Source organism: Kitasatospora sp. NPDC094015, from assembly GCF_040304075.1.
Taxonomy (GTDB): Bacteria; Actinomycetota; Actinomycetes; order Streptomycetales; family Streptomycetaceae; genus Kitasatospora.
Genome location: NZ_JBEOUL010000055.1, coordinates 1 through 24,086, shown reverse-complemented (window position 1 = coordinate 24,086; position 24,086 = coordinate 1). Strand labels below are relative to the sequence as shown.

The window sequence follows — 24,086 nt, the reverse complement described above, 5'->3', positions numbered from 1 at the left end:
CCCATCGGCATCCCCGGCGAACTCTGGATCGGCGGCGCCGGCCTCGCCCGCGGCTACTGGAACCGCCCCGAACTCACCGCCCAACGCTTCGTCCAAGACCCCTTCCGACCCGGCGAACGCCTCTACCGCACCGGCGACCTCGGCCGCTGGAACCCCCACGGCGAACTCGAGTTCTGCGGCCGCACCGACGACCAGGTCAAAATCCGCGGCCACCGCATCGAACCCGGCGAAATCGCCGCCACCCTCACCGAACACCCCGACATCCGCGAAGCCGTCGTCGTCGCCCGGTCGGAGGACGGGGAACCGGCCCGCCTGCTGGCCTACGTCGTCCCGGCCGGACGCGACGCGGACGGTGCGCAGGGCGGCACGCGCGAGCAGGTGGAGAAGTGGCGCGAGGTCTTCCAGACCACCCACGCCGAACTCGGCTCCGGCGAAGCCACCTTCGACATCGCTGGATGGACCAGCAGCTACACCGGCGGCCCGATCCCGGCCGAGGAGATGCGCGACTGGGTGGACGAGACCGTGGCCCGGATCCGGGCCCTGCGGCCCCGCCGGGTCCTGGAGATCGGTACCGGCACCGGTCTGCTGCTGTGGCGCCTGGCGCCGCACTGCGAGCGGTACGTCGGCACGGACTTCTCCGCCGCCACGCTCGCCGGCCTGGCGGCCCGGCTCGCCGACCGGCCGATCCCCGGCGTCGAGCTGGCCCACCGGGAGGCGAACGACCTGGCGGGCCTCGAGCCGGGCGGGTTCGACTGCGTCGTGATCAACTCGGTGGTGCAGTACTTCCCCCACGAGGCCTACCTGCGGGAGGTCCTGGCCGGGGCCCGCGCCCTGCTCGCCCCCGGCGGACAGATCTTCGTCGGCGACGTCCGCCACCTCGGGCTGCTCAACTCGTTCCACCACGGCGTCGCGCGGGCCCGGCTGGGCGACGGCCCACCGCGCCGGCTGTACCAGGACTTCCTGCGCCGGCGCGAGCAGGAGGGTGAACTCGTGCTCTCCCCGGCCTGGTTCGAGGAGTTCGCGGCCGGTGAGCGGCTCCCCGGCGTCACCGTGTCCCCGAAGGCGGGCCGCTTCGACAACGAGCTGTCCCGCTACCGGTACGACGTCGTGCTGTCGGCCGGACCCGGCGACGCGGCGACGCCGTCCGGTGAGTGGCGCGACTGGGTGAGCGGGCGGCTCACGCTCGCCGAGGCCGAGGCGCTGCTGGCCCGCGACGGCGTGCTGCGGCTCGCCCGGGTCCCCAACGCGCTGGTGGCCGGATCCGCCCGCGAGGCCGCGCTGCTGCTCGGCGGGGACGTGGCGCCGGGAGCGGCGGCCGAGGCGCTCCGCCCGGTCGACGTCACCGACCTGGCGGCCCGGCACGGGCTGGAGGCCGCGCTGAGCTGGCGGGCCGACCACCCGGAGGGCGCCTTCGACGCGGTGATCGGCGGCTCCCCGCAGGACCGCCGGTTCCCCTCCCCGGGGCCCCGCGCGACCTCCGGGCCGACCGCCAACGACCCGGTGTCGACGGAGAGTTCGACCGCGCTCGGGCAGGAACTGAAGGCGTACCTGGCGGCCCGGCTGCCCGAGTACCTGGTGCCGCAGGCGGTGGTCTGCCTACCGGCCCTGCCGCTGACCGTCAACGGAAAGCTCAAGACCGAGGAGCTGCCGGTGCCGGGCGTCGCGGTCGGCTCGGTGGCACCCTCCACGCCGACGCAGGCCCTGCTCGCGACGGTCTGGGGCGAGGTGCTGCACCTCACCGGGATCGGCGTGCGGGACAACTTCTTCGACCTCGGCGGCAACTCGCTCGTCGCCACCCGCCTCATCGCCCGCGCCGCGCAGGCCGGGATCCGGATCCGGCTCCGGGACGTGTTCCAGCACCAGACCATCGAGGAGCTCGCGGCGGCCTGCCCGGCCGCGCGGGCCGGAGAGGACGACTGACCGATGTCCGTGGCTTCCCTTGACAAGGCCCGCACCACCGCGGAGTTCACCCGCCTGCGACTGGACGGCTCCGAGGCCGACCTGCTGGACGCGCTGCTCGACGAGACCCTGCTGCTCGTCGGGGACGACACCGCGGAGGAGCACCTCGTCGTCCTCGCCCGGGACGCCGCCCGGCGGGTGCCCGCCCGGCTGCGGTCGACCCTCGACACGATCCGGCTCTGGGAGCGGCCCAGCGGGTTGCTGGTCAGCGGCTGCCGGGTGGACGATGCCGACCTCGGCCCGACCCCGGCCAGCTGGCGGACGGCCGGCCGGCGGGTGCGCGAGGAGCTGCTGCTCCTGATCCTGACCGCCGCGCTCGGCGAGCCCTACGCCTGGTCCACCCAGCAGGCCGGCCGCCTGGTGCACGACATCCTGCCCACCCAGGGGGACGAGCACGTGCAGCTGGGGTCCAGCAGCGCCACCGAGCTGCTCTGGCACACCGAGGACGCCTTCCACGAGCTGCGCTGCGACTACCTGGCCCTGCTGTGCCTGCGCAACGACGAGCAGGTCGGCACCACCGTGGCCGTGCCGGACCTGCACGAACTCTCCGGGCGGACCAGGCAGGTGCTCGCCGAGCCGCGCTTCCACATCCTTCCCGACGACTCGCACCTGAGCGCCCGCAACCCGGGGCACCGGGACTCCCCGGGCCTCGCCGACCGCTTCGACGACGTCGAGCGCCGGCTCGCCGACCCGACGGCGGTCTCCCTGCTGTTCGGGCCGCCGGACCGGCCGTACCTGCGGATCGATCCCGCCTACATGGCGCCCGTGCCGGGCGACGACCTCGCTGCCGCGGCGCTCGCCGAGGCCTACGAACTGGTCGAGCGGAGCCTGCGGGACGTCGCCCTGGCCCCCGGCGAGGTGCTGGTGCTGGACAACTACCGCGGGGTGCACGGCCGCCGGCCGTTCCGCGCCCGCTACGACGGGCGGGACCGCTGGCTCAAGCGGGTCAGCGTCACCCGCGACCTGCGCCGGCAGCGGATGGCCGCCGGCTCCTCCAGCTCCTGGACGGTGTGAGGTGTACACCACGTTCCGGCAACCGCTGCTCGGCGACCGGCGACTGATCTGCCTGCCGCACGCGGGCGGCAGCGCGAACGACTACCGGCACTGGGCCGGCGCCGTGCCCGGCGTCGACGTGATCGCCGCCCGGCTGCCCGGCCGGGACAGCCGGTTCGCCGAACCGGCCGCCACCGAGTTCGAGCCGCTGGTCGACCACCTGCTCGCCGAGCTCACCCCCTACCTGGGCACGCCGTACGCGCTGTTCGGCCACAGCATGGGCGGCCTGCTCGGCTACGAGCTCGGCCGGCGGCTGGAGGCCGCCGGGCACGGCCCCGAGCTGGTGATCGCCGCGGGCACCGCCGCGCCCGCCGAACTCTCCGGCCCGCACCCGTCCGGCGCGCCGGCCGACGACCTGCCGTCCGACGAGGTCCTGCTCGACGAGCTGCGCCGGGACCGCGCCGCGCCGCCCGAGGTGCTCGCCGACGCCGAACTGATGGCGCTCCTGCTGCCGGTCCTGCGCGCCGACCTCGCCGTCGTCGCCTCCTACCGCGACGATCCGGCCCGGCCGCCGCTGCGCGCCCCGCTGCGGCTCTACCACGGCCGGGACGAGGTCCCGGACCCGGACCGGCTGGTGGCCGGCTGGGCCCCGTCCGTGACCGGGACGCCGCGCGCCCACGGCTTCCCCGGCGGCCACTTCTTCGTCCGCACCGCGTCGGACGAGGTGCTCGCCCGGCTCACCGAGGACCTGTACGAGAGGACCGCCGTCCGATGACCGCACCGCTCACCACCCGGCCCCCCGCCCCCGCGGCCGCCCGGTCCGACGACTTCCGGGCCGAGGTCCGGACCTTCCTGGCCTCGCCCGAGGTACGCGAGGAACTCCGCCGGTTCTCCGACCTGCCCGCCGGCCGGGAGCCGGGCCACCTCGAGGTGTTCCGGCTGCTCGGCGAACGCGGCTGGCTGGCCGCCAACTGGCCGGTGGAGTACGGCGGCCTGGGCCTGCGGGCGGTCGACGCGGCGACCGTGGCCGAGGAACTCGGTCTGGCCGGCGTCCCCGACGTCGCCCACGTGCTCAGCGTCGACATCGTCGGCCTCTTCCTCCTGATGGCCGGCACCGACGAGCAGAAGGCCCGCCACCTGCCCCCGCTCGCCCGCGGCGAGCGCCTGGCCACCGTCCTGTACTCGGAGCCCGGCGTCGGCTCCGACCTCGGCTCGCTGCGGACCACCGCCGAACGGGAGGGCGAGCGCTGGCGGGTGACCGGCCGGAAGATCTACAGCCAGAAGTCCCAGTTCGCCTCGCAGGCCCTCTGCGCGGCCCGCACCTGCGACGGGACCGGCAGCGGCATCACCCTCTTCCTGGTGGACCTCACCGGGCCGGGGGTGCGGGTGTCCCCGATCTGGAACGCCACCGAGGAACGGTTCGACGACGTCACCCTGGACGTCCTGGTCGGCGACGACGACCGGATCGGCCCGCTGCACGCCGGCTTCGCGGTGCTCAACACCTGCCTCGCGCTGGAGCGCACCGGCATCGACTACCAGGCCAAGGTGCGACGCTGGTTCGACTCCGTCCGGGACACCGCCGAGCAGCTCGGCCTCCTCGGCGACGAGGCGCTGCGCCAGCGGCTGGTGGCCCTCGACACCGAGATCCTGGCCGGCCGCCTGCTCGCCTACCAGGCCGTCGAGGCGGTGGACGCCGGTGCGGTCGACCCGGTCGTCTCGGCCCGGTCGAAGTGGTTCAACACCGAGCTCGCCCGCGCCGTGGTGGAGCTCGCACTGGACGTCGCCGGGCTCGCCGGCACCGCGACCCGGTGGGACGGCGAACCCGGCTGGCGGGAGACCGTCGAGGGCATCTACCGCGAGAGCCCCAACCTGCGGCTCTCGGCCGGCACGTCGGAGATCATGCTCAAGGTCGTGGCGACCCTGGGCCTGGGCCTGGAGGGCTGAACACATGGAGATCGGACAGCTGGAGCAGCTGCTGCGGGCCCGGTTCGCCGGCTTCTTCCCGGAGCACACCCCACCGCTGGAGGAGCACCCGGCGCAGCTGGCCGAGGTGCCGGCCGCGGCGCCGCCGCCGACCACCTGGCCGGCCCTGGTCGAGCGCGGCGCGCTGGTCCTGCCCACCCGGCGCGCGGCCGGCGGGCTCGGCCTCGGCCAGCCGGCCGCCGTTCTGATCGCCGAGCTGATGGGCGCCGCCGCCTTCCCCGCCGGCGCCTACCTGGACACCCTGCTCGGGCTCGACCTGCTCGACCGCTGCCGGCCGTCCGCCGAGCGCACCCGGCTGCTGCGGGAGGTCCTGGACGGACGGCACCGGATCGCGGTGGGGTTCCGCGACGGCAGCGCCGACCGCGCCCCGGACACCCTCCCGGGCTGGACCGACCTGGCCCGGGACGGCGACCTGCTCCGGTTCGCCGCCCGCTTCCCCGCCGTGGTGTCGGCCGACGAGGCGGACACCCTCCTGCTGGTGGGCGCGGGGGTGGGCGGGGTCCTGCCGCTCGCGGCCGGTGATCCGGCGGTCCTGCTCGAGCCGCGCTCCGTGCTCGGTCAGCGCAGGCTCTTCGACGTCGACGTGTACGGGGCCGCCGTCCCGTGGTCCGCGCTGCTGGAGTTCACCGCCGAACCAGCCGCGGTGTGGCGCGAGGTGCTCGGCAGGGCCCGGCTGCGGCAGGCCGCCCACCTGGTCGGGCTCGCGGGCGGGGCCCTGGACGCCGCCGTCGGCTACGCCCGCAACCGGCGCCAGTTCGGCAAGCCGCTCGGGCACTTCCAGTCCATCTCCTTCCGCCTCGCGGCCGCCACCGCCCGCGTCGAGGCGGCCCGGCTGCTCGTCCGCGACGCCGCCGCCCGCTCCGAGCGCGGCGAGCCGACCGCCACGGCTGCCGCCCGCGCCCTCGCCTTCGCGGCCGACCTCGGCCGCGCCGTCACCGCCGAGGCCCTGCACGTCCACGGTGCTTTCGGGATGACGCTGCAATCCGGCGCCCAGCGGTACTTCCGCTCCGCGGCCACCGAGAGCGTCTGGCTCGGTGTGGTGCCGGAACTGCGCAAGCTCGTCCCGGCCTGACCCCGGCGGGTGCGGGCGGTTCACCCGTCGGCGGCCCCGTACGGCGTGTCCAGGACCGCCAGCGCTCCGGGGTGGACCAGGGCGCCCGGCAGGCGCGGGTGGGGGGTGAGGATGCCGGCCGCCAGCAGGCGTTCGAGGGGCGGCCCGGGGTCGTGGGGGATGCGGTCGCGCAGCCAGGCCGCGGAGACCGCCGGGCCGGCGCGCAGGCAGGTCAGGACGGCGGTCGCGGCCGGTTCGCCGCCGGCCTGGTCGATCGCGTGGTCGATCTCGGCGGCGTGGGCCGTGACGGTCGCGGTCCGGTGGCGGGCGGTGTCGGTGACCGTCCGGGCGAACAGCTCGCCCCAGTGCGCCCACCGCCCGTCCGCCGCGGCGACGACCGCCTCGTCGTGCTCGACGCGGTGGCGCTCGACCCACCCCTCCAGGTCGAGCAGCAGCCCCGGCAGGAGTCCGGCGCCGACCAGGTCGCATTCGGCGAGCAGCCGTGCTGTCCGGCCGTTGGCGTCGGCGAACGGGTGGACGGTCAGCAGCCGCACCATGCTCAGCGCGGCGGCGTCCAGCGCCGGCGAGGTGGTCCGGGTGCCCCACTCGTACCAGCGCCGGACGTGGTCGCGCAGCTCCGCGCCGGGCCGCACGGCCATCACGAAGCGCCGCCCGTCGGGCCAGTCCACCCGGGCGGTGGCGCTGCGGAAGCCGCCGCCGCCCGGGATGTTGGGGTCGGCGGCGACGAGCATCCCGTGCAGTTCGGCGAGCGCGTCGGGGGTGAAGCACGGGCGGTGGCCCGGCCGTTCGGCCCGTTCGGCGCGGACCGAGTGCACGGCCAGCAGGCCGGCCGCGGCCCGGTGTTCGGCGGCCTCGGCGATCCGGGCGGCCAGCTGCCCGTCCGGCACCCCGGCGAGGTGGCGGTGGTGCATCTTCGTCCGGTAGCGGGGACGGTGGAACAGGTCGGGGTCGCCGAGGTGGCGCCGGGCGGCCTCGGCGAGCGCGGCCAGGGCGGCCAGCGCGGCGGCGCGGGCCGGCGCCGGGACGATCTCGGCGTCGAGCGGCGGCACGACGGGGGCGATCCGTCGTGCCGCCGGCGCGGAGCGGTGGAGGGACATCGGTCGGGTGCCGGCCTCAGCAGGCCCGGCCGGTCGCGACCCCCGTCGGGGCCGTGACGTTCACGTACTCGGTCTTGTAGCCGAGGCTGAGCCAGTCGTACGTGGTGATGGCGTAGACGGTGGTCTGGTACTCGACGTAGAGCGCCCAGCTGTCACCCGGGTTGAGGGTGACGTCGACGGTCTGGCTGCGGCCGACGGTGGTGTTGAGCTGGGTCCCGAGGGTGGCGGTGAGCACGTCGCCGGCCTTCGCCGAGATGTTCGCGCTGGTCTGGTACGAGACGTTGTAGTTGATGGTCTCGGTGTGCTTCTCCGGGAAGGTGTTGGCGTTGCGGTAGCAGTTCTGGCGCTGCTCCCAGGTCTTGCCCTGGCGGTAGACGATCGCGTTCTCCCCGGCACCGGTCCCGCCGCCGGAGGAGCCCCAGCTCACGTTCGGGATGCCCGGTTCCGCCGGGGACGGGGGCCTGGTGGCGGACCCGGTGACCACGACGGTGGGCAGGACGCCGTCCACCGGCGCCGGGGCCTCGTCCGGCCTGGTGCTGACGTTGGAGCCGTTGGTGATGACGGTCTCCAGCGTGCCGGTCACCTCCCAGTCGCCGCCGGAGCCACCGCCGTCACCCGGGTCGCCGGGGAATCCGGGGTCGCCGGGGATGTCCGGGTCCGGGAAGTCGGGGCCGGGCGGCGGGTCGTCGTCGTCGCCGCACGAGGAGTGGTCGTCGACGCAGGAGGCGTAGGCGGTGAACGGTGCGGTGATCGCCGGCACCGTGGTGAGGACGGTGGCGCCGAGGGCGGCCGCCATCGCGATGTTGCGGAGTTTCACGTTTCCTCCGGGTCGCAAGGATCTGGGGAGCGCACGACGGCGTCCGGTCCGGAGGCCGCCCAGCGGTGGGCCCCGTCCCGCCGGCGGTCGGCGCGGGACCAAGCTTCATCGAACGCGGGTGCGAATGCGTCCGGGGAACCACGCAATCGCGGTACGTACCTCCGGCACCGCTACCCGTACGGGTGTCCGCCGCCGGGCGCGCGGCACCGATGGCCACGCTGCGTCAGGAGCGCAGGCACGGACGGGTGTTACGGCTCGGTATGGTTCTCCTGACAGCGCCCTGACAGGGGAGGACGGCGCGCATGGCCGCAGTGACCGCACCGGCCGCCGGCGAGCGCCTCGCCGGGCGGGAGGCCGAACTCACGCTGCTCACCCGGGCCCTGGAGGCGCTGGGGCGCGGCCGGGGTTCGGTGGTCGAGCTCACCGGGGAGCCGGGCATCGGGAAGACCCGCCTGGCCGGCGCGCTGATGGCGCTCGCCGCGTGGCGGGGCATCCCGGTGGTCCGCGGCCACGCCCGGCGCGGCGACACCGCCCCGCTGCAGCTCTTCCGCGACGCCTGGGAGACCCGGCCGGCGCCGGACGGCGGACGGCGGCCGACCGGCGGCGGGCAGCAGCGGTTCGACGAGGTCGGCGACCGGCCCGCCGCCTGGGCCGCGGGCTGCGTGATGGTGCTGGACGACGTCCACCTGGGCGATCCGGCGTCGACGGCGCTGCTGGCCCGGCTGGTCCGCACGGCGGCGCCCGCGCCGTTCCTGCTCGCGCTCGCCCACCGACCCGGCCGGACCGCCCCCGAGCTGCGCGAGGCGCTGGAGGACGGGGTACGGGCAGGCACCGTGACCCGGGTCGAACCGGGCCCCCTCACCCCCGAACTGGTGGCCGCGCTGCTGACCGACCGGCGCACCCGGGACGCCGCCGGGCCCCGCACCGGCACCGAACTCCCCGAATTCGCCGCCCGGTTGTGCGCAGCGGCCGAGGGCAACCCGCGGTACCTGCGGCTGCTCCTCGCAGCCGGCTGGCAACCCGACCACTGGCCCGACCGCGCGGGCGGCGACACCGCGGGGCTGCTCCGCGCGGCGAAACCGCTGCTCGCCGAGTTCGACGCGCTCTCGCCGCCGGCGCTGCTCACCGCCTCCGCGGCGGCCGTGGCCGGCAGCCCGTTCCGCCCGGAGGACGTCGCCCGGCTCTCCGAGCTGGGGACGGACGGCACCCTGGACGCGCTCGCCGAACTGGAGCGGGCGGACCTGGTGCGCCCGGCCGACTGGCAGGGCCGCCTGGCCTTCCGCCACCCCGTCGTCGGCCACGTCGCGCACGAGCGGGCCGGCCTGACCTTCCGGCTGCGCGCCCACCGCCGCGCGCTGGAGCTCAGCACCGGCCGGGGCGCCCGCGACCGGGCCCGGCACGCCGAACACCTGCTGGGCAGCGACGCCGCGCTCGCCGCCCGCACGCTGGCGGACGGCGCCGCCGAGATCGCCGCCCAGGAGCCCGCGACCGCCGCGCGCTGGCTCCGACTCGCCCTGGACTGCCTGCCCGACCCGGGGGCCGACGCCACCGACCGGAGCGGGCTCGACCGGAGCGGGGGCGACCGGACCGAGCTGGACCGGACCGAGCTGGAACTCGCCTGCTGCCGGGCGCTGATCGCCTCCGGCCAGCTCGCCGAGGCCCGCACCCGCGCGCACGACCTGCTCGGGCGCCGGACCGGGGCGCTGGGCGAGCGGCACCTGCTCCAGGCCCACGCCGTCTGCGTCGGCGCCGAACGCCGGCTCGGCCGGTACGCGGAGGCGACGGCCATCGCCGATGCCGCGCTCGCCCTGCTCCCCCGGCCGCTGCCCGACCCGCTACCGGCCGAGGCCACCGAACTGATCATCGAGCACGGGCTGGTGCACGTCCTGCGCGGCACGCACGACCAGGCCCGCGCCCTGCTCCGGGAGGCCGTCCGCACCCGGGGCGGGACCGGTGCCACGACCGGGGCGGACCGCACCGTGCTCCGGGTGCTGGACACCCTCTGCGTCACCCACGCCGGCGACCTGGCCGAGGCGCTCGACGAAGTCGCCCACTGCGCCCGGCTGGTGGACGCCCTGCCGGACCCGCTCGCCGGCCGCACCCCGGAGACCCTCGCCCTGCTCGGCAGCGCCGAGCTCTACCTGGAACGGTTCACCGACGCCGCCCGCCACCTGAGCCGGGGCCTGAGCACCGACCGCCACGGCCCGCAGCGGCCGATCCTGCTGCACCGGCTCCTCGGACTCGCCGTGGCCGAGCAGTGGACCGGCCACCTGGACGCCTCCCGGCAGCACGCCCGGGAGGCCGAGCAGCTCGCCCGCACGCTGGGGGTGCGGGCCGCGATCGCCCTGGCCCAGGCGATCCGCGCGACGGCGCTGCTGTGGGCAGGCGGTCGCTCGCACGCCGGGGAGGCCGTCGCCCTCGTCGAGGAGGCGACCGGCGCCACCCCGCCCGGCCACAGCTGGTGGACGGCCTCGGCGACCGGGCTGCTCGCCCACGTCCGGCTGCTCGCCGGGGACGCCGCCGGGTGCCGGCGCACCCTGCTGGAGAGCGGGCGCGGCGAGCGGCTGCCGCAGGTGCGGCCGTTCTCCCGCCCGTTCCTGCTCGCGCTGCTGTCCGGCGCCACGCTGGGGTGCGGGGACCGCGAGGAGGCCGAGCGGCTGGTCCGGGCCGCCGAGGCGGAGGCGGAGCGGCTCGGCCTGCCCGTCCAGGAGGCCCACGCCCGGTGCGCCCGCGCCGAGCTCCGGGCGGCCGACGGCGCGCACGAGCAGGCCGCCGAGCTGTTCGCCCGGGCCGCCGACACGTTCCGCTCCGCCGGCATGCCCGTCCAGTACGCCTGGACCCTCGCGACCGGCGCCCCCTCCCACCACGCGGCCCACGGCCCGGCCGAGGCCCTGGACCGGCTCGACACGGCCGAGGCGATCGCCCGCACCCACGGCGCCCGGCTGGTCGAGGAGAGGGTCGCCCGGCTGCGCGCCGACCTCACGGCGGACCGCGGCGCCGACCACCCGCTCGCCCTGCTCAGCGACCGCGAACGCGAGATCGCCGAACTGGCCGCCACCGGTCTGCGCACCCGCGAGATGGCCGACCGGCTCTACCTCAGCCCCCGCACGGTGGAGACCCACCTGTCCCGGATCTACCGCAAGCTCGACGTCTCCTCCCGGCTCACCCTCACCGCCCTCCTCCGGCACGCCGGGCCGCCCCGGACGCGCTAGGTGTGTTGTCCCGGGACGCCGGCGGGGCGGCGGCCCGGGACAGGTGCCCCGGTCCGCCGCCCCGCCGGGGGTCGGACGGAGACCGTCAACCCAGCTTCTTCCAGGGGCCGTTGGCCGAGGCGGTCGGCGTCTGGTTGCGGGTGTACCAGCGGGCCTGGTAGACGACGCCGAGGTGGCGGACCTTGTCGCCGGTGTTGTACACCGTGCTCGGGGTCCACGGCGCGATGCCGTCCGGGCCGGCCGGGGCCTGCTCCTCCCAGGGGCCGGTCGGGTCGCCCGGGGTCTGGTTCCGGGTGTACTGGCGGGCCTTGAACACCTTGCCGCCGTAGCCGACCAGGTCGCCGGCGACGAAGACCCGGGAGGCCGTCCAGGCCGCGGTGCCGTCCTCGGTCAGCGCGATCTCCTGCCAGGCGCCGGTCGGGTCGCCCGGCTGCTGGCCGCGGGTGTACCAGGAGGCCTGGAACAGCCGTCCCTGGAAGGCGACCCGGTTCCCGGCCTGGTACACCGTCGAGGCCTGCCAGGCCTGCGGCAGCGTCACCGTGACGGTCAGCGTCTGGGTGGCCGGGGTGAGCAGGTTGCTGCCCCCGTACGCCGCCACCAGCGCGTGGGCACCGGGGGCGAGACCGACCGGCAGGGTGAACACCGCCGTGCCGTCCTGGCCGAGCACGGCCCGGCCGCGCTCGGTGGAGCCCTCGGTCAGCACCACCGTGCCGGTGGCCGGCAGGCCCGGGGAGGAGACGGTCACCCGCACCGTCGCCGCCGTCCCGTACGGCACCGCCGGGGCGTCGACCGCGAGGGCCGGCCCGACCGGCCGGATCGCCGGGACGGTCAGCAGCCGGTCCGGCTCGGTGTTGCCGGCGGCGTCGGTGGAACGGTAGGTGACGGTCCGGTCGGTGAACTCCGGGGTGACCGGGAACGGGCCGCCGTACGGCGTCCACGGGCCGTCGCCGACCCGGTACTCGGTACCGGAGACGCCCGAGCCGGCGTCGGTCGCGGTCAGCGTCACGGTCACCGGGGCGATGACCGTGGCGCCGGGCGCGGTGGTCGCGCCGGTGGCCGGCGCCGTCCCGTCGGTCCGCACCGTCACCGGGACCGGCTCCGAGGTGTGCCCGGCGTTGTCGGTGGCCCGGAACCGGTAGGTCCGGGTGCCGTCCGGCACCGTCACCGGGCCCTGGTAGGCGCTCCAGCCGCCGCCGTCGAGCTGGTACTCGAGGCGGGAGGCGGTGCCCGAGTCGTCGGTGGCGGTGGCGGAGACGGTCGGGGCGGTGCGGTACCAGCCGCCGGCGCCGTCGGCCGCGGCCGGGGCGACGGCGGTGGTCACCACCGGCGGGAGGTCCGCCGAGGTGATCCGCACCGTGGCGGTCGCGGTGGCGCTGAACCCGTAGTCGTCGGTGCCGGTGACGGTCACCTGGTGGTCGCCGGTGCGGGAGGTGTCGACCGTGGAGAGGTCCACGCCCACCGCGCCGGGGACGTTCAGCCAGGGCTCGAGGCCGGCCAGCACCGCCGGGCCGCTCAGGCCGAGGCCCGGGAGCTGCACCGTCGGATTGCCCAGGGTGAGCGTGGCGACCGGGACCACGTGTACGGTCACCGCGGCCGGCACGGAGACCCGGCCGTCCGCGACGGCCGTCACCAGCACGGTGTACCAGCCCGCGGTGGACCAGTTCACGGTGCCCGCGTCGAGCGTCACCGCCGCGTCCGCCGGGCCGGCGCTCGCGCCGACGGCCGCCCGCAGCGCGGCGTCGTCGGCCGGGCCGTGGCCCGCCTGGTACACCAGCGCGTCGTGGGCGAGCGTGACGGTCGGGTCCGCCGGGGCGGGCTGCGGGGTGCCGAGCGTGAAGGTGGCGACCACGGCCGCGTGGTCGCTGGTCCAGGCGTTCGACCGGACGTCGGTGGCCGAGGGCCAGCCCGCCACCAGGGTGTTGGAGCCGAGCACGTGCAGGTCGGCGCCGGCGCCGTAGACGTAGTCGATCCGGTCCTGCGCGACGGTGGCGGTCACCGGCGACCAGGTGGTGCCCGGGTCGGCGGCCGGGTCCGGGTGCGCGGCCCGGAAGGTGTCGGTCAGGCCGGCCGCGGCGATCGCGTCCGGGACCGGCCAGGCCACCGGCCCGGTGGTGCAGTGCGCGGCCGCGGTGGCGGCCGTCCAGTCGGCGGCCGACGGGGAGGCCAGGTCGCCGAGCAGCAGCACCGGGCGGGAGCCCGCGGTGTCCGGACGGACGGCCGCGGCGACCGCCCGGGCCTGGGCGTAGCGGGTGCTGGAGCGCTCGGCGTCGACCAGCTGTCCGGCGTCCGCCCCGCCGGGCGCGCAGGCCCGGTCCGGGCCGTACCCGGCCTCGTCCAACGCCGTGTTCCAGATCCGCAGTTCGTGGCCGGCGATGGTGACGGTGACGGCGATGGCGGGGGCGCCGTCCCCGGCCGTGGTGGCGCCGGAGATCGGCCAGGCGGAGACGATGCCGAGGCCGCCGGGGCCCTCGTAGTCGTACCAGCCGAGCGCCTGGGCGATCCGGTGGGCGCCGGTGCCGCCGTCCTCCTGCACGGCGATCACGCCGAGTCCGTTGGCGGCGATCACCGCCAGGTCCTTGGGCAGCGCGTCGGCCACGTGGTCGCCGTTGTCCCAGAGGTTCCAGGTGGCGGCGGCCGCCTGCGGGGCGTCGCCGGCCGCGAGGACCGGGACCTCGACGGTCAGCTGCGCCGTGGTGGTGCCGTCGGTGGCCTGCACGGTGATGGTGCCCGGGTGCTGCGGCGCGGTGCCGGGGGCGGTGCCGGTGACGGTGCCGTCGGCGCCGACGTTCAGCCAGGGGTCGCCGCCGACCTTGGTGAACGAGCGGGCGGTGCCGCCGTACCAGAGCGCGGCCAGCGGCTGCTTGACCGCGCCGCCGGTGCGGACCGTCGGGGCGTGGAAGGTGTCGGCGACGAAGCCGGGCGACAGGGTGGCGACCGGCACCGGCAGGTCGACGGTCGACTCGTCCGGCAGGGCGGTGGTGGCGGGCTTGGTGGCCCGGTAGTCGTTGGCGACCTGGGCGGGCGTCAGTGCCTGGTCGTAGAAGTCGAAGTCGTCGACCAGGGCGTCCACCGAGGCGCCGTAGACGCCGGTGCCGTCCTGGCCGATCATGAACGGCAGGCCGGAGGCGAAATTGGTACCGGAGGTCACCTGGCCGGCCGTGGAGGTGGTGAACAGGGCGCCGTCCACGTAGTACGCGACGGTCTGCGCCTTGCGGTCCACCACCACCGTGAGGTAGCGCCAATTCCCCTGCAGGGACGCCGGGTTGGTGGTGGTGTACTGCCGGGTGCCGCCGGTGGTGACGCCCCAGCAGGCGCGGGTCGTGCTGGTGCCGGAGACGTTGTAGAACGACAGGCCGGCGTTGTTGCAGGCGTTGAAGTCCTGGTTGCTGACCAGCGGCCCGTCGACCGTCTCGCCGTACTCGCCCCACCACATCGAGAACGAGAAGCTGCCCGAGCCGTCGATCTGCCCGGTGGTCCGCGGCAGCTGGATCACCTGGCCGGCGTTGATGTGGGCGGCCAGGCCGGAGAAGCCGTGGGCGTAGGTGGCGGCGCCCTTCCAGGCGGCGTCGTTGCCGTGGCCGGAGCCGTCGGTGACGGTGCCGCCCTTGTCGGCCTCGAAGTCGTACGAGAGCACCGGCGCGGCCGTGTCGCCCGGCGCCCGGAAGCGGCCCCAGACCGCGTAGAGGGTGACGGTGGCGCCGGCCGTCGCCGACAGGTTGGTGACCTGCTGGCCGTCGTTGTAGACCACCGCACCGGTCGCCGAGGTGGCCCAGCCGAGGAAGCCGGAGCCGGTGCGGCTGAACCCGCCGGCGGTCAGCGCGGCCGGCCGGTCGTAGCTCAGCTGCTGGGCGGCGGTGGCGCCGCCGTCCGCGCCGTTGCCGTCGAAGACCACCGTGTAGCGGTTGGGCGCGGAGACGGCCTTCAGCACCGTGTCCTGGCCGGGCATGGTGAAGGTGCCGTCCGCCGCGACGGCCAGCTCGGCCGGGGAGACGGCCTGCCAGGTCGCGCCGTAGCCGGTCGCCGGGGTCGCGGTCGCGGTGACCTTGGTACCGGGCAGCGCCCAGCCGCCGGCCTGGTCGGCCGAGGTGTGCACCGTGGTGTGCTCGTCGCCGGTGGCGGTCAGCTGGAAGGAGCCGGCCGGCGCCCAGCGGGCGTACAGCGTGACGGTGCCGCCGTCGGTGGCGGTGAGGTTGCGCACCTGCGCCAGGTCCCGGTACACGGTCGCGCCGGTCGGGGTGGTGCTCCAGCCGGTGAACTGGCGGCCGGTGGCGGTGAAGCCGTTGGCGGTCAGCGCGGCGGGCCGGTCGTAGGTCAGCTGCTGAGCGGCGGTGGCGCCGCCGTCCGCGCCGTTGCCGTCGAAGGCGACGGTGTAGGTGTTCGGCCGGAACGCGGCCTTGACCGTGACGGGCGTCCCGGGGGCCGTGAACGAGCCGTCCGCGCCGATCGCCAGGTCGGCCGGCGTCACCGGCGTCCACCCGACGAAGGAGTAGCCGGGGTCGGGGGCGGCGACCAGCTTGTCCGGGGTGTTGGCGGCGGGGGCCTGCACGGTGGCGCTGCCGGTGCCGTGCCCGTCGCCGGTCACGGTCACCGGGAAGTGGGTGGCCGGGTCGGTGGCGGCGAAGTCGGCGGCGACCTGGTCGGCGCCGATCGCCTGGTTGTAGAAGGTGAAGTCGTCGACCAGTGCGTCGTCGGTGGCGCTGTACGCCCCGGTGCCGTCCTGGCCGATCCGGATCGGGCTGCCGGAGTTGAAGTTCGCCACCGTGGCGCCCGCGTTGGTGGGCGTGGTCGAGAACAGCACTCCGTCCACGTAGTAGGCGTAGGTGTGCGCGGCCGCGTCCTGCACCACCGCGAGGTGGTGCCAGCCGCCCCGGATGGTGGTGGCGCGGGTGGTGCTGTAGGTCTTGGTGCCGCCGACGCCGTAGCAGGAACGCTGCTGGTAGGTGCCGCTGACGTGGTAGAAGGTGAAGCCGGTGTTGGCGCAGGAGGCGAAGTTCTGGTTGGCCACCAGCGGCGCGTCGGCGGTGGCGGTGTTGTCGTACCACCAGGTCTCGAAGGAGAAGCTGCCGGAGCCGTCGGTCTGGCCGGCGACCCGGGGCAGCGTGACGAAGTTCTTGCCGCCGCTGATGTGCAGCGCCCGGCCGGAGACGCCGGGGCCGTACGCCGGGGTGCCGGACCAGGTGCCGTGGTTGCCGCGCGGGGAGCCGTCGGTGACGGTGTTCCCGGAGTCGTTGTCGAAGGTGTACGAGACCACCGGTTGGACGGCGTCGCGCTGGTCGTAGGTCGGGTCTGCGGCGGCCGGTCCGGCCAGGCCGAGGACCAGGCTGCCCAGGCTCAGCGTGGTCGAGAGGCAGGCGGCCGTGAGGCGCCGCGAAGGGATGCGCATGCGGGGTGCTCCAGCTCGGAGGGGCTGATCAGGCGGCGGAGGTCCGGGCGATGCGGCCGGCGTACCGGTGCCTCCAGCCCGTTCCGGTGTCGGCGGTCAGGACGATGTCGTAGGAGCCGTCCGCGGTGGGCCAGTCGACCTTCTGGGTGGCGCCCGGCGCGACCCAGAGGTTCTGCACGCCGCCCACGTGGTCGTTGGCGGTCAGCGTGTAACGGACCTGCTGGAGGCCGTCGTTGTGGAGCGTGAGTGCGACGGTCGGGGCGGCCCCGGGGACCAGGTCCACGTCCACCCGCGGCACGGCCGCGTTGTTCTGGCCGGCCGGCAGGACGGTGCCGGCGTGCGAGCGCACGAAGCCGTCCGGGCCGTAGACCGAGAAGGCGTAGCGGCCCTGGAAGGCCGCGGCGTCCCAGGTGTGGTCGCGCCCGGCGGCCGCGGTGACGGTGTACGGGGTGTTGGTGAACGGCTTGTACTTGTCGGGGAAGGCCTGGAGGCTGACGGCCTTGCCGGCCGGGCCGCCGGCCAGGCTGAGGTGCGCGGTGACCTTGCCGGTGGCGCGGTTCTCGCTGAAGGTGCCGTGCGGGTGGAACGGCAGCGGCCGCGGGCGCAGCGCCGGGTAGTCGGTCCACTTGTCCTCGGACGGCACCTGGCCGGCGATCGCGCCGCCGGCCCGGGCGATCGCCACCAGCGCCGCGGTGTCGGGCAGCGACGGGGTGCCGAGCACCGGGCGGGTGAAGTCGATCGCGCTGGTCAGGTCACCGCTGACGGCCCGCCGCCAGGGGGTGATGGTGGTGCTCCGGGCGGGGGTGCCCAGCGACGCGGTCCACACCTCGAGGAAGCGGATCACCGAGGTGTGGTCGAACACCTCGGAGTTGACCCAGCCGCCGCGGGTCCACGGCGAGACGAGGGTCATCGGGACCCGGGCGCCGTAGCCGATCGGGGTGCTGCCGGCGAACTCGCCCGCGGTGCCCGGCTCCGGGGCCGGCGGCAGCACGTGGTCGAAGTAGCCGTCGTTCTCGTCGAAGTTGAGGACCAGCAGGGTGTGGTTCCAGATGTCCGGGTTGCTCTGCAGCGCCTTGATCACCCGGTTGGTGTAGTGCGCGCCGTGCTCCGGGTTGGCCGAGGGGTGCTCGGACCACTCGTACGGCGCGACGATCCAGGAGACCTGCGGCAGCGGGTGCTCGGCACCGGGGGCGCAGGCCTTGATGAACTCGCCCAGCACGCCGTTCAGGTTGGTGTCGCTGTCGTCGTCGGGCAGGCCGTCGGGCGCGTACGGGAAGGAGTTGGCCCGCCAGACCACGCCGGTGCCGGGGGCGGTCTTGACCGGGTCGGCGAGGTTGGCCGCGCTGGGGGTGAACGTGGCGAAGCCGCGGATCGGGTTGTCCTCGTAGTCGCCGCGCCAGCCGTCGCCGTTGTTGTTGTCGACGTAGACCCGCCAGCTGACGCCGGCCGCCTGCAGCGCCTCGGGGTAGGTCTGCCAGGCGCGGTTGCCGGAGGTCTCGCCGCCGTTGGAGGTGACGCCGTTGGAGCTGCCGGTCCACAGGTAGAGGCGGTTGGGCGTGGTCGGACCCATGACCGAGCAGTGGTAGTTGTCGCAGAGGGTGTAGTTGCTGGCCAGCGACCACTGCCACGGGATCTCCTCGCCCGTGAGGTAGTTCATGGTGGCGCTGCCCTTGGCCGGGATCCAGTTGTTGTAGCGGCCGCCGTTCCAGGCGCCGGTGCCGGTGCCGTAGTCGTGCGCCAGGCCGGTGGTGGTCTGCGCGACCGTGGTGACGTGCTTCGGCTTCACCACCGAGGAGCCGCTGGGCTGCGAGAAGACGTCGGTGCCGTTGGGGAAGCGCAGGCCCTGCTTGTCGTTGAAGCCGCGCACGCCCGGCATGGCGCCGTAGTAGTGGTCGAAGGACCGGTTCTCCTGCATCAGGATCACCACGTGCTTCAGGTCGGCGATGGTGCCGGAGAAGCCGTCCGGCAGCGCGTAGGCGACCGGCCCCCCGGCCGCGGCGCCGTCCGCGGGGCGGGCCATCGAGGCGCCTGCGGCCAGCGCGGAGCCGCCGCCGAGCAGGCCCATCGCCTTGAGCATGCCGCGCCGCGAGAGTCCCGAACGCAGGACCGACTGCGGGACCATCACCGGCTGCGCGGTGTCGTCGGACGGGGGGAGCTGGGGGTCGGTCGTCATCTGTCACTCCTGGTGAGCCGAACTGCCCACATGAGAGGGCGTTCAGATCAGATGCGGTCGCGATGAATCAACCGTGAACGCGGCACGACGCCTCATCGATTCCGTGCCCCGGCCGCCGGACCGGGTCGCCGACTGCGCGCACTGGGCCGGTTTCGGGCCGCCCCGGGACCCGTGCGCAGGTCATCCCGGCGGATCGAGCAGCGTACGGTTCACGTCCCCGGGCCGGACGTCGAAGGCGACCACCTCCGGCAGGTACCGGTCCACCGCCAGCTCGGCCACCCGGCCGGTCGCGGTCTCGCCGGTCCGGCTCACCTGGAGCAGCGGGCTCGACCGCCGCACCCCGAGCAGCCGGACGTCGTCGCTGGACGCCGCGACCGCCTCGATCCGGTGGCCGCCCAGCGCGACCCGGACGCCGGCCTCGGCCAGGCCGTCGAAGACCGACGGCACGTCGTCGGGGAGCCGGTCGACCAGCGGCTCCACCCACGGCGCCCAGGCCGAGCGCTCCACCATCACCGGCCGGCCGTTCAGCGTGCGCACCCGCACGAACCGCAGCAGCGGGTCCCCCAGGCCGATCCCCAGGCGGCGCGCCTCCACGGCGTTGGCCCCGGTGCGCTCGCGCCGCACCACCCGGCCGCCGAACTCCAGGCCGTGCCCGGCGGCCCAGCCCGAGAACGGGCGCAGCTCGCCGACGGTCTGCGCCCGGAAGTCGGCCCGCACGTACCAACCGGAGTTCGGCCGCGCCACCACCAGCCCGCGCCGGGCCAGCGCCGCGAGCGCCGTCCGCACCCGCGCCCGGGTCGTCCCGTACTCCTGGGCCAACGCCTGCTCGCCCGGCAGCCGCCCCCCGGCCGGCCACTCGGCCTGCCCGATCCGCCCCTCGAGGTCAGCCGCCACCACCCCCGCCGCCGTAGCCGCCGCTGGGGTCCCATCCGCCGCCGAGTTTTCCCGCACGCCTACGGTCTACCACTTTCCGGGGGCGTCCCCGGACAGGGCCCACTCCACCGGGCGGGCCTTACGCCTGGTCGAGCAGCAGGTCGGGACGGCACCCGCCGGGCAGGGCCCGTGGAAGGGAGTCCGCACCAGGCTGCGGATCCGGGCGATCGGCGGCACGGAGGAGCGGGTCTTCACAGCCCGGATGACCGGCGGGACGCCGAATGGCCGGGCCACCGGGCCGTCAGGCTGTCACGGTGGCCCGGCGGACAGCGGGGGTGACGGGTTCGAAGCCCTTGACGATCAGCCGCACGGCCAGCGTCACCTCCCAGGCGAACACCGGAAGTGCCGCCAGCGAGCCCACGGTCGAGACCTGCGGGTAGCAGCCGAACAGGACGGCGGTCGCCGAGGCGCAGATCAACGGCCCCCCGACCAGCCCGAGCACCGCCACGAAGCGCGGCACCAGCCGTGCACGGTACAGCAGGTGGGCGAGCACCAGTGTGTTGGCGCCCAGCACGAAGTTGGGCCCGATGAGGAACGCCCAGTCGTGGACCGCCACCAGGGCCCGGCCCACCGTCCGCACCGAAGCGGCGTCGGATCCCGGTGCGCCGGCCGCGAAGTCCTGTCGGATGGTCACCACCGAAAGGAGGGCGACGATGCCGATGACGATGACGGCGGCCTCCAGCAGGCGGGCACAGGCGTAGCCGAGCGCTGCTCCCTCGTGCTGCCGCCGCAGAACGGGGTACAGCGTGACCCCGGTACCGACGACCGCTGCCGCGAGCAGCAGCTCGAACAGCGCGCCCAGGAACACCCTCCCGTCGGCGCCGGGGCCGGTCACGTAGTCGGCGCCCCCCAGGACCGGTCCGTACAGCACGAGGCCGCCGATCGCGGTGATCTCGGTGACAAGGAACAAGGCACCCGCGACGGACGCGGTCCCTCTGGTTGGGCTCACCCGGACACTCCCCTCGAAAGGTGTACGGCGTACACCTGACAGTCAGGCTAGGCGTACGCCGTACACTCGTCAAGCCGGAACCGCCCGGACCGGCAGTCGAACCGAGGAGACCGGCGCATGACCCCACCGACGGACCCGGCCCGACGGGCCCCCCTGAGCAGGGAGCGGGTGCTACGCGCGGCCGTCGCGCTCGCCGACGGGACGGGGATCGAGGCGCTCAGCATGCGCCGGCTCGCCCAGGACCTGGGCGTGGTACCGATGGCGCTGTACAAGCACGTCGCCAACAAGGAGGAGCTGCTCGACGGCATGGTCGACGTCGTGGTCGGCGGGATCGGGTCGCCGGACCTCGACCCCGGCTGGCGCGCCGCCGTCCGCGGGCGGATCCTCGCCGCGAGGGAGGCGCTGCGCAGCCACCCCTGGGCCCTGCAGGTGATCCGGTCCCGCAACGGCCCCACCCCCGCCCTGCTCGCCCACATGGACGCGGTGATCGGAAGCTTCCGCAACGGCGGGTTCTCCGTCGACCTCACCCACCATGTGATGCATGCCCTGGGCAGTCGCCTTCTCGGCTTCACCCAGGAGGTCTTCGACGCTCCGGCCGCCGCGCCCCACCCGCGCCCCCCCGAGCCTGATGCTGCGCTCGGGCAGCTGGCGGAGCGGTACCCCTACGTCGCCGAGCTGGCCGGGGCGAGCGCCCACGACGACGGCTCCGTGGTGGGCCGAGGCTGCGACGACCAGCTCGAGTTCGAGTTCGCGCTCGACCTGCTGCTGGACGGCTTCGAGCGGCTCCGGCACGAGGGCTGGACGTCAGCCCCCGCCGGCGGGCAGGCCTGCTGACCAGGCGTGGGCCGGGTGCGCGGTCCTGGACGTAGCGGTCAGGCTGCCGGTGCGCTCAGGACGGCCTCGGCCGCCAGCCGGAGATTTCTGATCATCGGATTCGGGTCGCCCTTGCGGCTGACCAGGACGACCTGACTGGGGGGAGCGCCCTCGATCGGGACCGTGACGAGATCGGGACGCAGTGAACTACGCCGATCGCCGACCGGTAGCACGGCGATCGCCCTGCCACTCGCGACGAGTTCGAGCTTGTCCTCATAGGTCTCGATCGGCGGCACGCCGGCCCCGAGAATCCGGTAGGAAGTCCAGTCCGCCGTCTCGAACGCGCACGGCGCCGCCTCCTCGCCGGCCAGTTCCTCCGCCGTGACCGACGCGCGGTCGGCCAGGCGATGGCCACGCGGGACCACGAGCATCCGGGGCTCCTGGTACAGCGGGGTGGAGGACACGTCGTCGACGGCGAGCGGCAGCGGGGCCCGCGCGATCAGGGCATCGACGCGCTTGTCGAACAGCGCCCCGACATCGCGGCAGCTCAGGTACCGGGTGGTGATCTCGGCGTCCGGGTGACGGCGCCGCAGTTCCCGTACAGCAGCGGTGATCACCAGGTCTTCGACGTAGCCGACGGCGATTCGTTCGGACTCGCCTTGTTCACGCACGGCCAGCTCGGCCTGGCGGGCGGCGCGCAGCAGGGCCTCGGCCCGCGGGAGGAACCTCCGGCCGGCCGCAGTGAGCAGGGCGCCCTGGGGCACGCGGTCCAGCAGTCGTACGCCGAGATGCTTCTCGAGCCGCTGGATCTGGCGACTCAGCGCCGGCTGGGCCACGTGCAGGTCGGCGGCGGCCCGGCCGAAGTGCTGGTGCGCCGCCACCACGGTGAAGTAGCGCACCAACCGTAGTTCCAGGTCCTGTCCGAGATCGTTCACCCTTCCACCGTACGCGTCATGCCGTTTCGGCATGATCAGGTTGCCGAACCGGTCTTGGACGGCCGTGACGTCCTTGGCCTTGACTGACGGAGCAACATTTCCCCGATAGGAGCGAGGCGTGATGAAGGCTGTCCAGATCCACGAAGCGGGCGGACCGGACGTTCTGCGGTACGACGAGGTGCCGGTTCCCACCATCGGCCCGGGCGAGGTGCTCGTCCGGGTGCACGCGGCAGGCATCAATCCGCCGGACTGGTACCTGCGGGAGGGCATGAAGGTCATGCCGGCCGAGATGAGGCCGACGCTGGAGTTCCCCCTGATCCCTGGAACGGACATGTCGGGTGTGGTCCAGGCGGTCGCTCCCGACGTGCTGGGGTTCGCCGTCGGTGACGAGGTGTTCGGCATGCTGCGGTTCCCCGGTTTCGACGGCCGGACGTACGCGGAGTACGTGACCGCGCCGGCCACGGATCTGGCCCACAAGCCGGCCGGCATCGACCACGTACAGGCGGCCGGGACACCGATGGCCATGCTGACGGCCTGGCAGTACCTGATCGATCTCGGCCACGACGTCCCCTCCGTCTTCACCGGCCGGGTCCACCGGCCGGTCCCGATCACGCCAGGGATGACCGTGCTGGTCAACGGGGCTGCCGGTGGGGTGGGCCACTTCGCGTTGCAACTGGCGAAGTGGCGAGGGGCACATGTCATCGCGGTCGCCTCGGGCCGGCACGAGCAGTTCCTGCGCGAGCTCGGCGCCGATGAGTTCATCGACTACACCAGGACGCGGGCTGCGGACGTCGTCAGCGGCGTCGACCTGGTGATCGACACCGTCGGTGGCCCGGACAGCTCACGCTTCCTGTCCGTGCTCAAGCGCGGAGGCACCATGCTTCCGGTGTTCTTCGCCCAGTACGACCCCGAGGAGACGGAGCGTCTGGGCATCACGGTCTCGACCATTCAGGTGCGTTCCAACGGCCCCCAACTCGCCGAGATCGGGCGCCTGTTCGAGGAGGGCACGTTCCAGGTCGGGGTGGACAGCACCTACCCGCTGCCTGAAGCGGGCAGCGCCCACAGGCGGGCCACGCAGGGCCACATCCAGGGCAAGATCGTACTGACGGTGGTCCCGTGATCGCAGTCAGATGACTGATGTGCACCGGGGACGGGTCGGCCAGAGTCGATGGTGCCGGGCCGACCGCCCGGCGGCCGGCACCGCACCACCGTTGTGCAGGTCGGCCACCCGACCCATCAGGAGATCACCTTCATGAACCGCATCGCACGGGCATCGGCCGCAGTTCTGCTGGCAGGAGCCGCCGCGACCGGCGCGCTCGCCGCGAGCGCCGGGACCGCTTCGGCAGCCGGTTACGCCAATTCGCTGACGCGCACCTTCACCGCCGGCGACAGCGGCGTCAACTGGAACGAGTGCAACAGCACCATGCGGCAGCAGAACGACATCCTCTCCCGATCCGGGAACCGCGACTCGCAGGTGTACTACTACTGCGCCCCGGGGCAGTTCGCGCACGGCGAGCAGGCGGTCAACCTCTGGTTCCGGCACAAGGCCTGATCTTGTCGTTCAACGTCCGGCTTCGAACAGCCGGGTCCGGCGATCACTCGTTCGGGTGCTCCCGGGACGTCGGTGCGGCCTTCGCATGATCCTGAACTCGACCAAGAGCTAAAGGACTTAGAGGAGCTAACACAAAGCCGCCGGCGGCCATGTCCCCACGTCCGTCTGCTCGTTGGTCCATCCGTGGGGAAGCTGAAGAGTCCGCCCTGGGTGGT

General features: G+C 74.7%; 16 protein-coding genes. 9 read left to right on the top strand and 7 right to left on the bottom strand.

The annotated features are described in order from the left end of the window. The 5 genes from ABT014_RS33325 to ABT014_RS33305 all read left to right on the top strand — a co-directional run. Positions 1-1,920: methyltransferase (locus ABT014_RS33325; protein WP_350643376.1), on the top strand; the 1,920-nt coding region annotated here is incomplete at its 5' end. A 3-nt stretch (positions 1,921-1,923) separates the two neighbouring features. Continuing rightward, a complete protein-coding gene (gene gntD / locus ABT014_RS33320) occupies positions 1,924-2,973 on the top strand; it encodes a guanitoxin biosynthesis L-enduracididine beta-hydroxylase GntD (RefSeq protein WP_350643374.1) in 1,050 nt (349 codons plus the stop codon). Between the two features lies 1 nt (position 2,974). Continuing rightward, complete coding sequence (locus ABT014_RS33315) at positions 2,975-3,727, top strand: thioesterase II family protein (protein ID WP_350643372.1); 753 nt, start codon at positions 2,975-2,977, stop codon at positions 3,725-3,727. After that, complete coding sequence (locus ABT014_RS33310) at positions 3,724-4,896, top strand: acyl-CoA dehydrogenase family protein (protein WP_350643370.1); 1,173 nt, start codon at positions 3,724-3,726, stop codon at positions 4,894-4,896. The genes ABT014_RS33315 and ABT014_RS33310 overlap by 4 nt, the downstream gene beginning before the upstream one ends. Positions 4,897-4,900: 4 nt before the next feature. Further along, positions 4,901-6,007 (top strand): acyl-CoA dehydrogenase family protein, encoded by a 1,107-nt coding sequence (locus tag ABT014_RS33305; RefSeq protein ID WP_350643368.1) that lies wholly within the window; start codon positions 4,901-4,903, stop codon positions 6,005-6,007. A gap of 20 nt (positions 6,008-6,027) precedes the next feature. Here the strand turns inward: ABT014_RS33305 and ABT014_RS33300 are convergent, their stop codons facing one another. Continuing rightward, positions 6,028-7,056, bottom strand: a complete 1,029-nt coding sequence (locus tag ABT014_RS33300) for a Fic family protein (RefSeq protein WP_350643366.1) — start codon at positions 7,054-7,056, stop codon at positions 6,028-6,030. Positions 7,057-7,120: 64 nt separating this feature from the next. Beyond that, a complete protein-coding gene (locus tag ABT014_RS33295; protein ID WP_350643364.1) occupies positions 7,121-7,921 on the bottom strand; it encodes a DUF6426 family protein in 801 nt (266 codons plus the stop codon). 302 nt (positions 7,922-8,223) lie between these two features. On the opposite strand from ABT014_RS33295, the gene ABT014_RS33290 reads away from it, so the two are divergent. After that, positions 8,224-11,133, top strand: a complete 2,910-nt coding sequence (locus ABT014_RS33290) for a helix-turn-helix transcriptional regulator (protein ID WP_350643362.1) — start codon at positions 8,224-8,226, stop codon at positions 11,131-11,133. Positions 11,134-11,218: 85 nt separating this feature from the next. Here ABT014_RS33290 and ABT014_RS33285 read toward each other — a convergent pair whose 3' ends face one another. From ABT014_RS33285 to ABT014_RS33270, 4 genes are all read right to left on the bottom strand, one after another. Beyond that, the gene (locus ABT014_RS33285) at positions 11,219-16,516 is read right to left on the bottom strand and encodes an OmpL47-type beta-barrel domain-containing protein (protein ID WP_350643359.1); all 5,298 of its coding nucleotides are present in this window, start codon (positions 16,514-16,516) and stop codon (positions 11,219-11,221) included. A gap of 28 nt (positions 16,517-16,544) precedes the next feature. Further along, the gene (locus ABT014_RS33280) at positions 16,545-18,689 is read right to left on the bottom strand and encodes an alkaline phosphatase family protein (RefSeq protein WP_350643357.1); all 2,145 of its coding nucleotides are present in this window, start codon (positions 18,687-18,689) and stop codon (positions 16,545-16,547) included. A gap of 180 nt (positions 18,690-18,869) precedes the next feature. Then, positions 18,870-19,583: a GntR family transcriptional regulator gene (locus ABT014_RS33275; protein WP_350643355.1), complete on the bottom strand. Its 714-nt coding sequence runs from the start codon at positions 19,581-19,583 to the stop codon at positions 18,870-18,872. Positions 19,584-19,863: 280 nt separating this feature from the next. Further along, a complete protein-coding gene (locus ABT014_RS33270) occupies positions 19,864-20,532 on the bottom strand; it encodes a DUF4386 domain-containing protein (protein WP_350643353.1) in 669 nt (222 codons plus the stop codon). A 156-nt stretch (positions 20,533-20,688) separates the two neighbouring features. Here ABT014_RS33270 and ABT014_RS33265 point away from each other — a divergent pair, with 156 nt between their 5' ends. Continuing rightward, the gene (locus tag ABT014_RS33265) at positions 20,689-21,405 is read left to right on the top strand and encodes a TetR/AcrR family transcriptional regulator (RefSeq protein ID WP_350643351.1); all 717 of its coding nucleotides are present in this window, start codon (positions 20,689-20,691) and stop codon (positions 21,403-21,405) included. A 38-nt stretch (positions 21,406-21,443) separates the two neighbouring features. On the opposite strand, the gene ABT014_RS33260 is transcribed toward ABT014_RS33265, so the two are convergent. After that, entirely contained in the window at positions 21,444-22,319 is an 876-nt protein-coding gene (locus ABT014_RS33260; RefSeq protein WP_350643349.1) for a LysR family transcriptional regulator, read from the bottom strand. A 121-nt stretch (positions 22,320-22,440) separates the two neighbouring features. Between ABT014_RS33260 and ABT014_RS33255 the strand changes: the two genes are divergently transcribed. Both ABT014_RS33255 and ABT014_RS33250 read left to right on the top strand, forming a co-directional pair. Then, positions 22,441-23,439, top strand: a complete 999-nt coding sequence (locus tag ABT014_RS33255) for an NADP-dependent oxidoreductase (RefSeq protein WP_350643347.1) — start codon at positions 22,441-22,443, stop codon at positions 23,437-23,439. 132 nt (positions 23,440-23,571) lie between these two features. Further along, complete coding sequence (locus tag ABT014_RS33250; protein ID WP_350643345.1) at positions 23,572-23,871, top strand: hypothetical protein; 300 nt, start codon at positions 23,572-23,574, stop codon at positions 23,869-23,871. Positions 23,872-24,086 lie beyond the last annotated feature (215 nt).

Excerpts from the sequence above, each read along its gene's own strand:
- gntD (WP_350643374.1), top strand. The coding sequence starts at position 1,924 with ATGTCCGTGGCTTCCCTTGACAAGGCCCGCACCACCGCGGAGTTCACC.
- ABT014_RS33310 (WP_350643370.1), top strand. The coding sequence starts at position 3,724 with ATGACCGCACCGCTCACCACCCGGCCCCCCGCCCCCGCGGCCGCCCGG.
- ABT014_RS33305 (WP_350643368.1), top strand. The coding sequence starts at position 4,901 with ATGGAGATCGGACAGCTGGAGCAGCTGCTGCGGGCCCGGTTCGCCGGC.
- ABT014_RS33290 (WP_350643362.1), top strand. The coding sequence starts at position 8,224 with ATGGCCGCAGTGACCGCACCGGCCGCCGGCGAGCGCCTCGCCGGGCGG.
- ABT014_RS33285 (WP_350643359.1), bottom strand. The coding sequence starts at position 16,516 with ATGCGCATCCCTTCGCGGCGCCTCACGGCCGCCTGCCTCTCGACCACG.
- ABT014_RS33280 (WP_350643357.1), bottom strand. The coding sequence starts at position 18,689 with ATGACGACCGACCCCCAGCTCCCCCCGTCCGACGACACCGCGCAGCCG.
- ABT014_RS33265 (WP_350643351.1), top strand. The coding sequence starts at position 20,689 with ATGACCCCACCGACGGACCCGGCCCGACGGGCCCCCCTGAGCAGGGAG.
- ABT014_RS33255 (WP_350643347.1), top strand. The coding sequence starts at position 22,441 with ATGAAGGCTGTCCAGATCCACGAAGCGGGCGGACCGGACGTTCTGCGG.
- ABT014_RS33250 (WP_350643345.1), top strand. The coding sequence starts at position 23,572 with ATGAACCGCATCGCACGGGCATCGGCCGCAGTTCTGCTGGCAGGAGCC.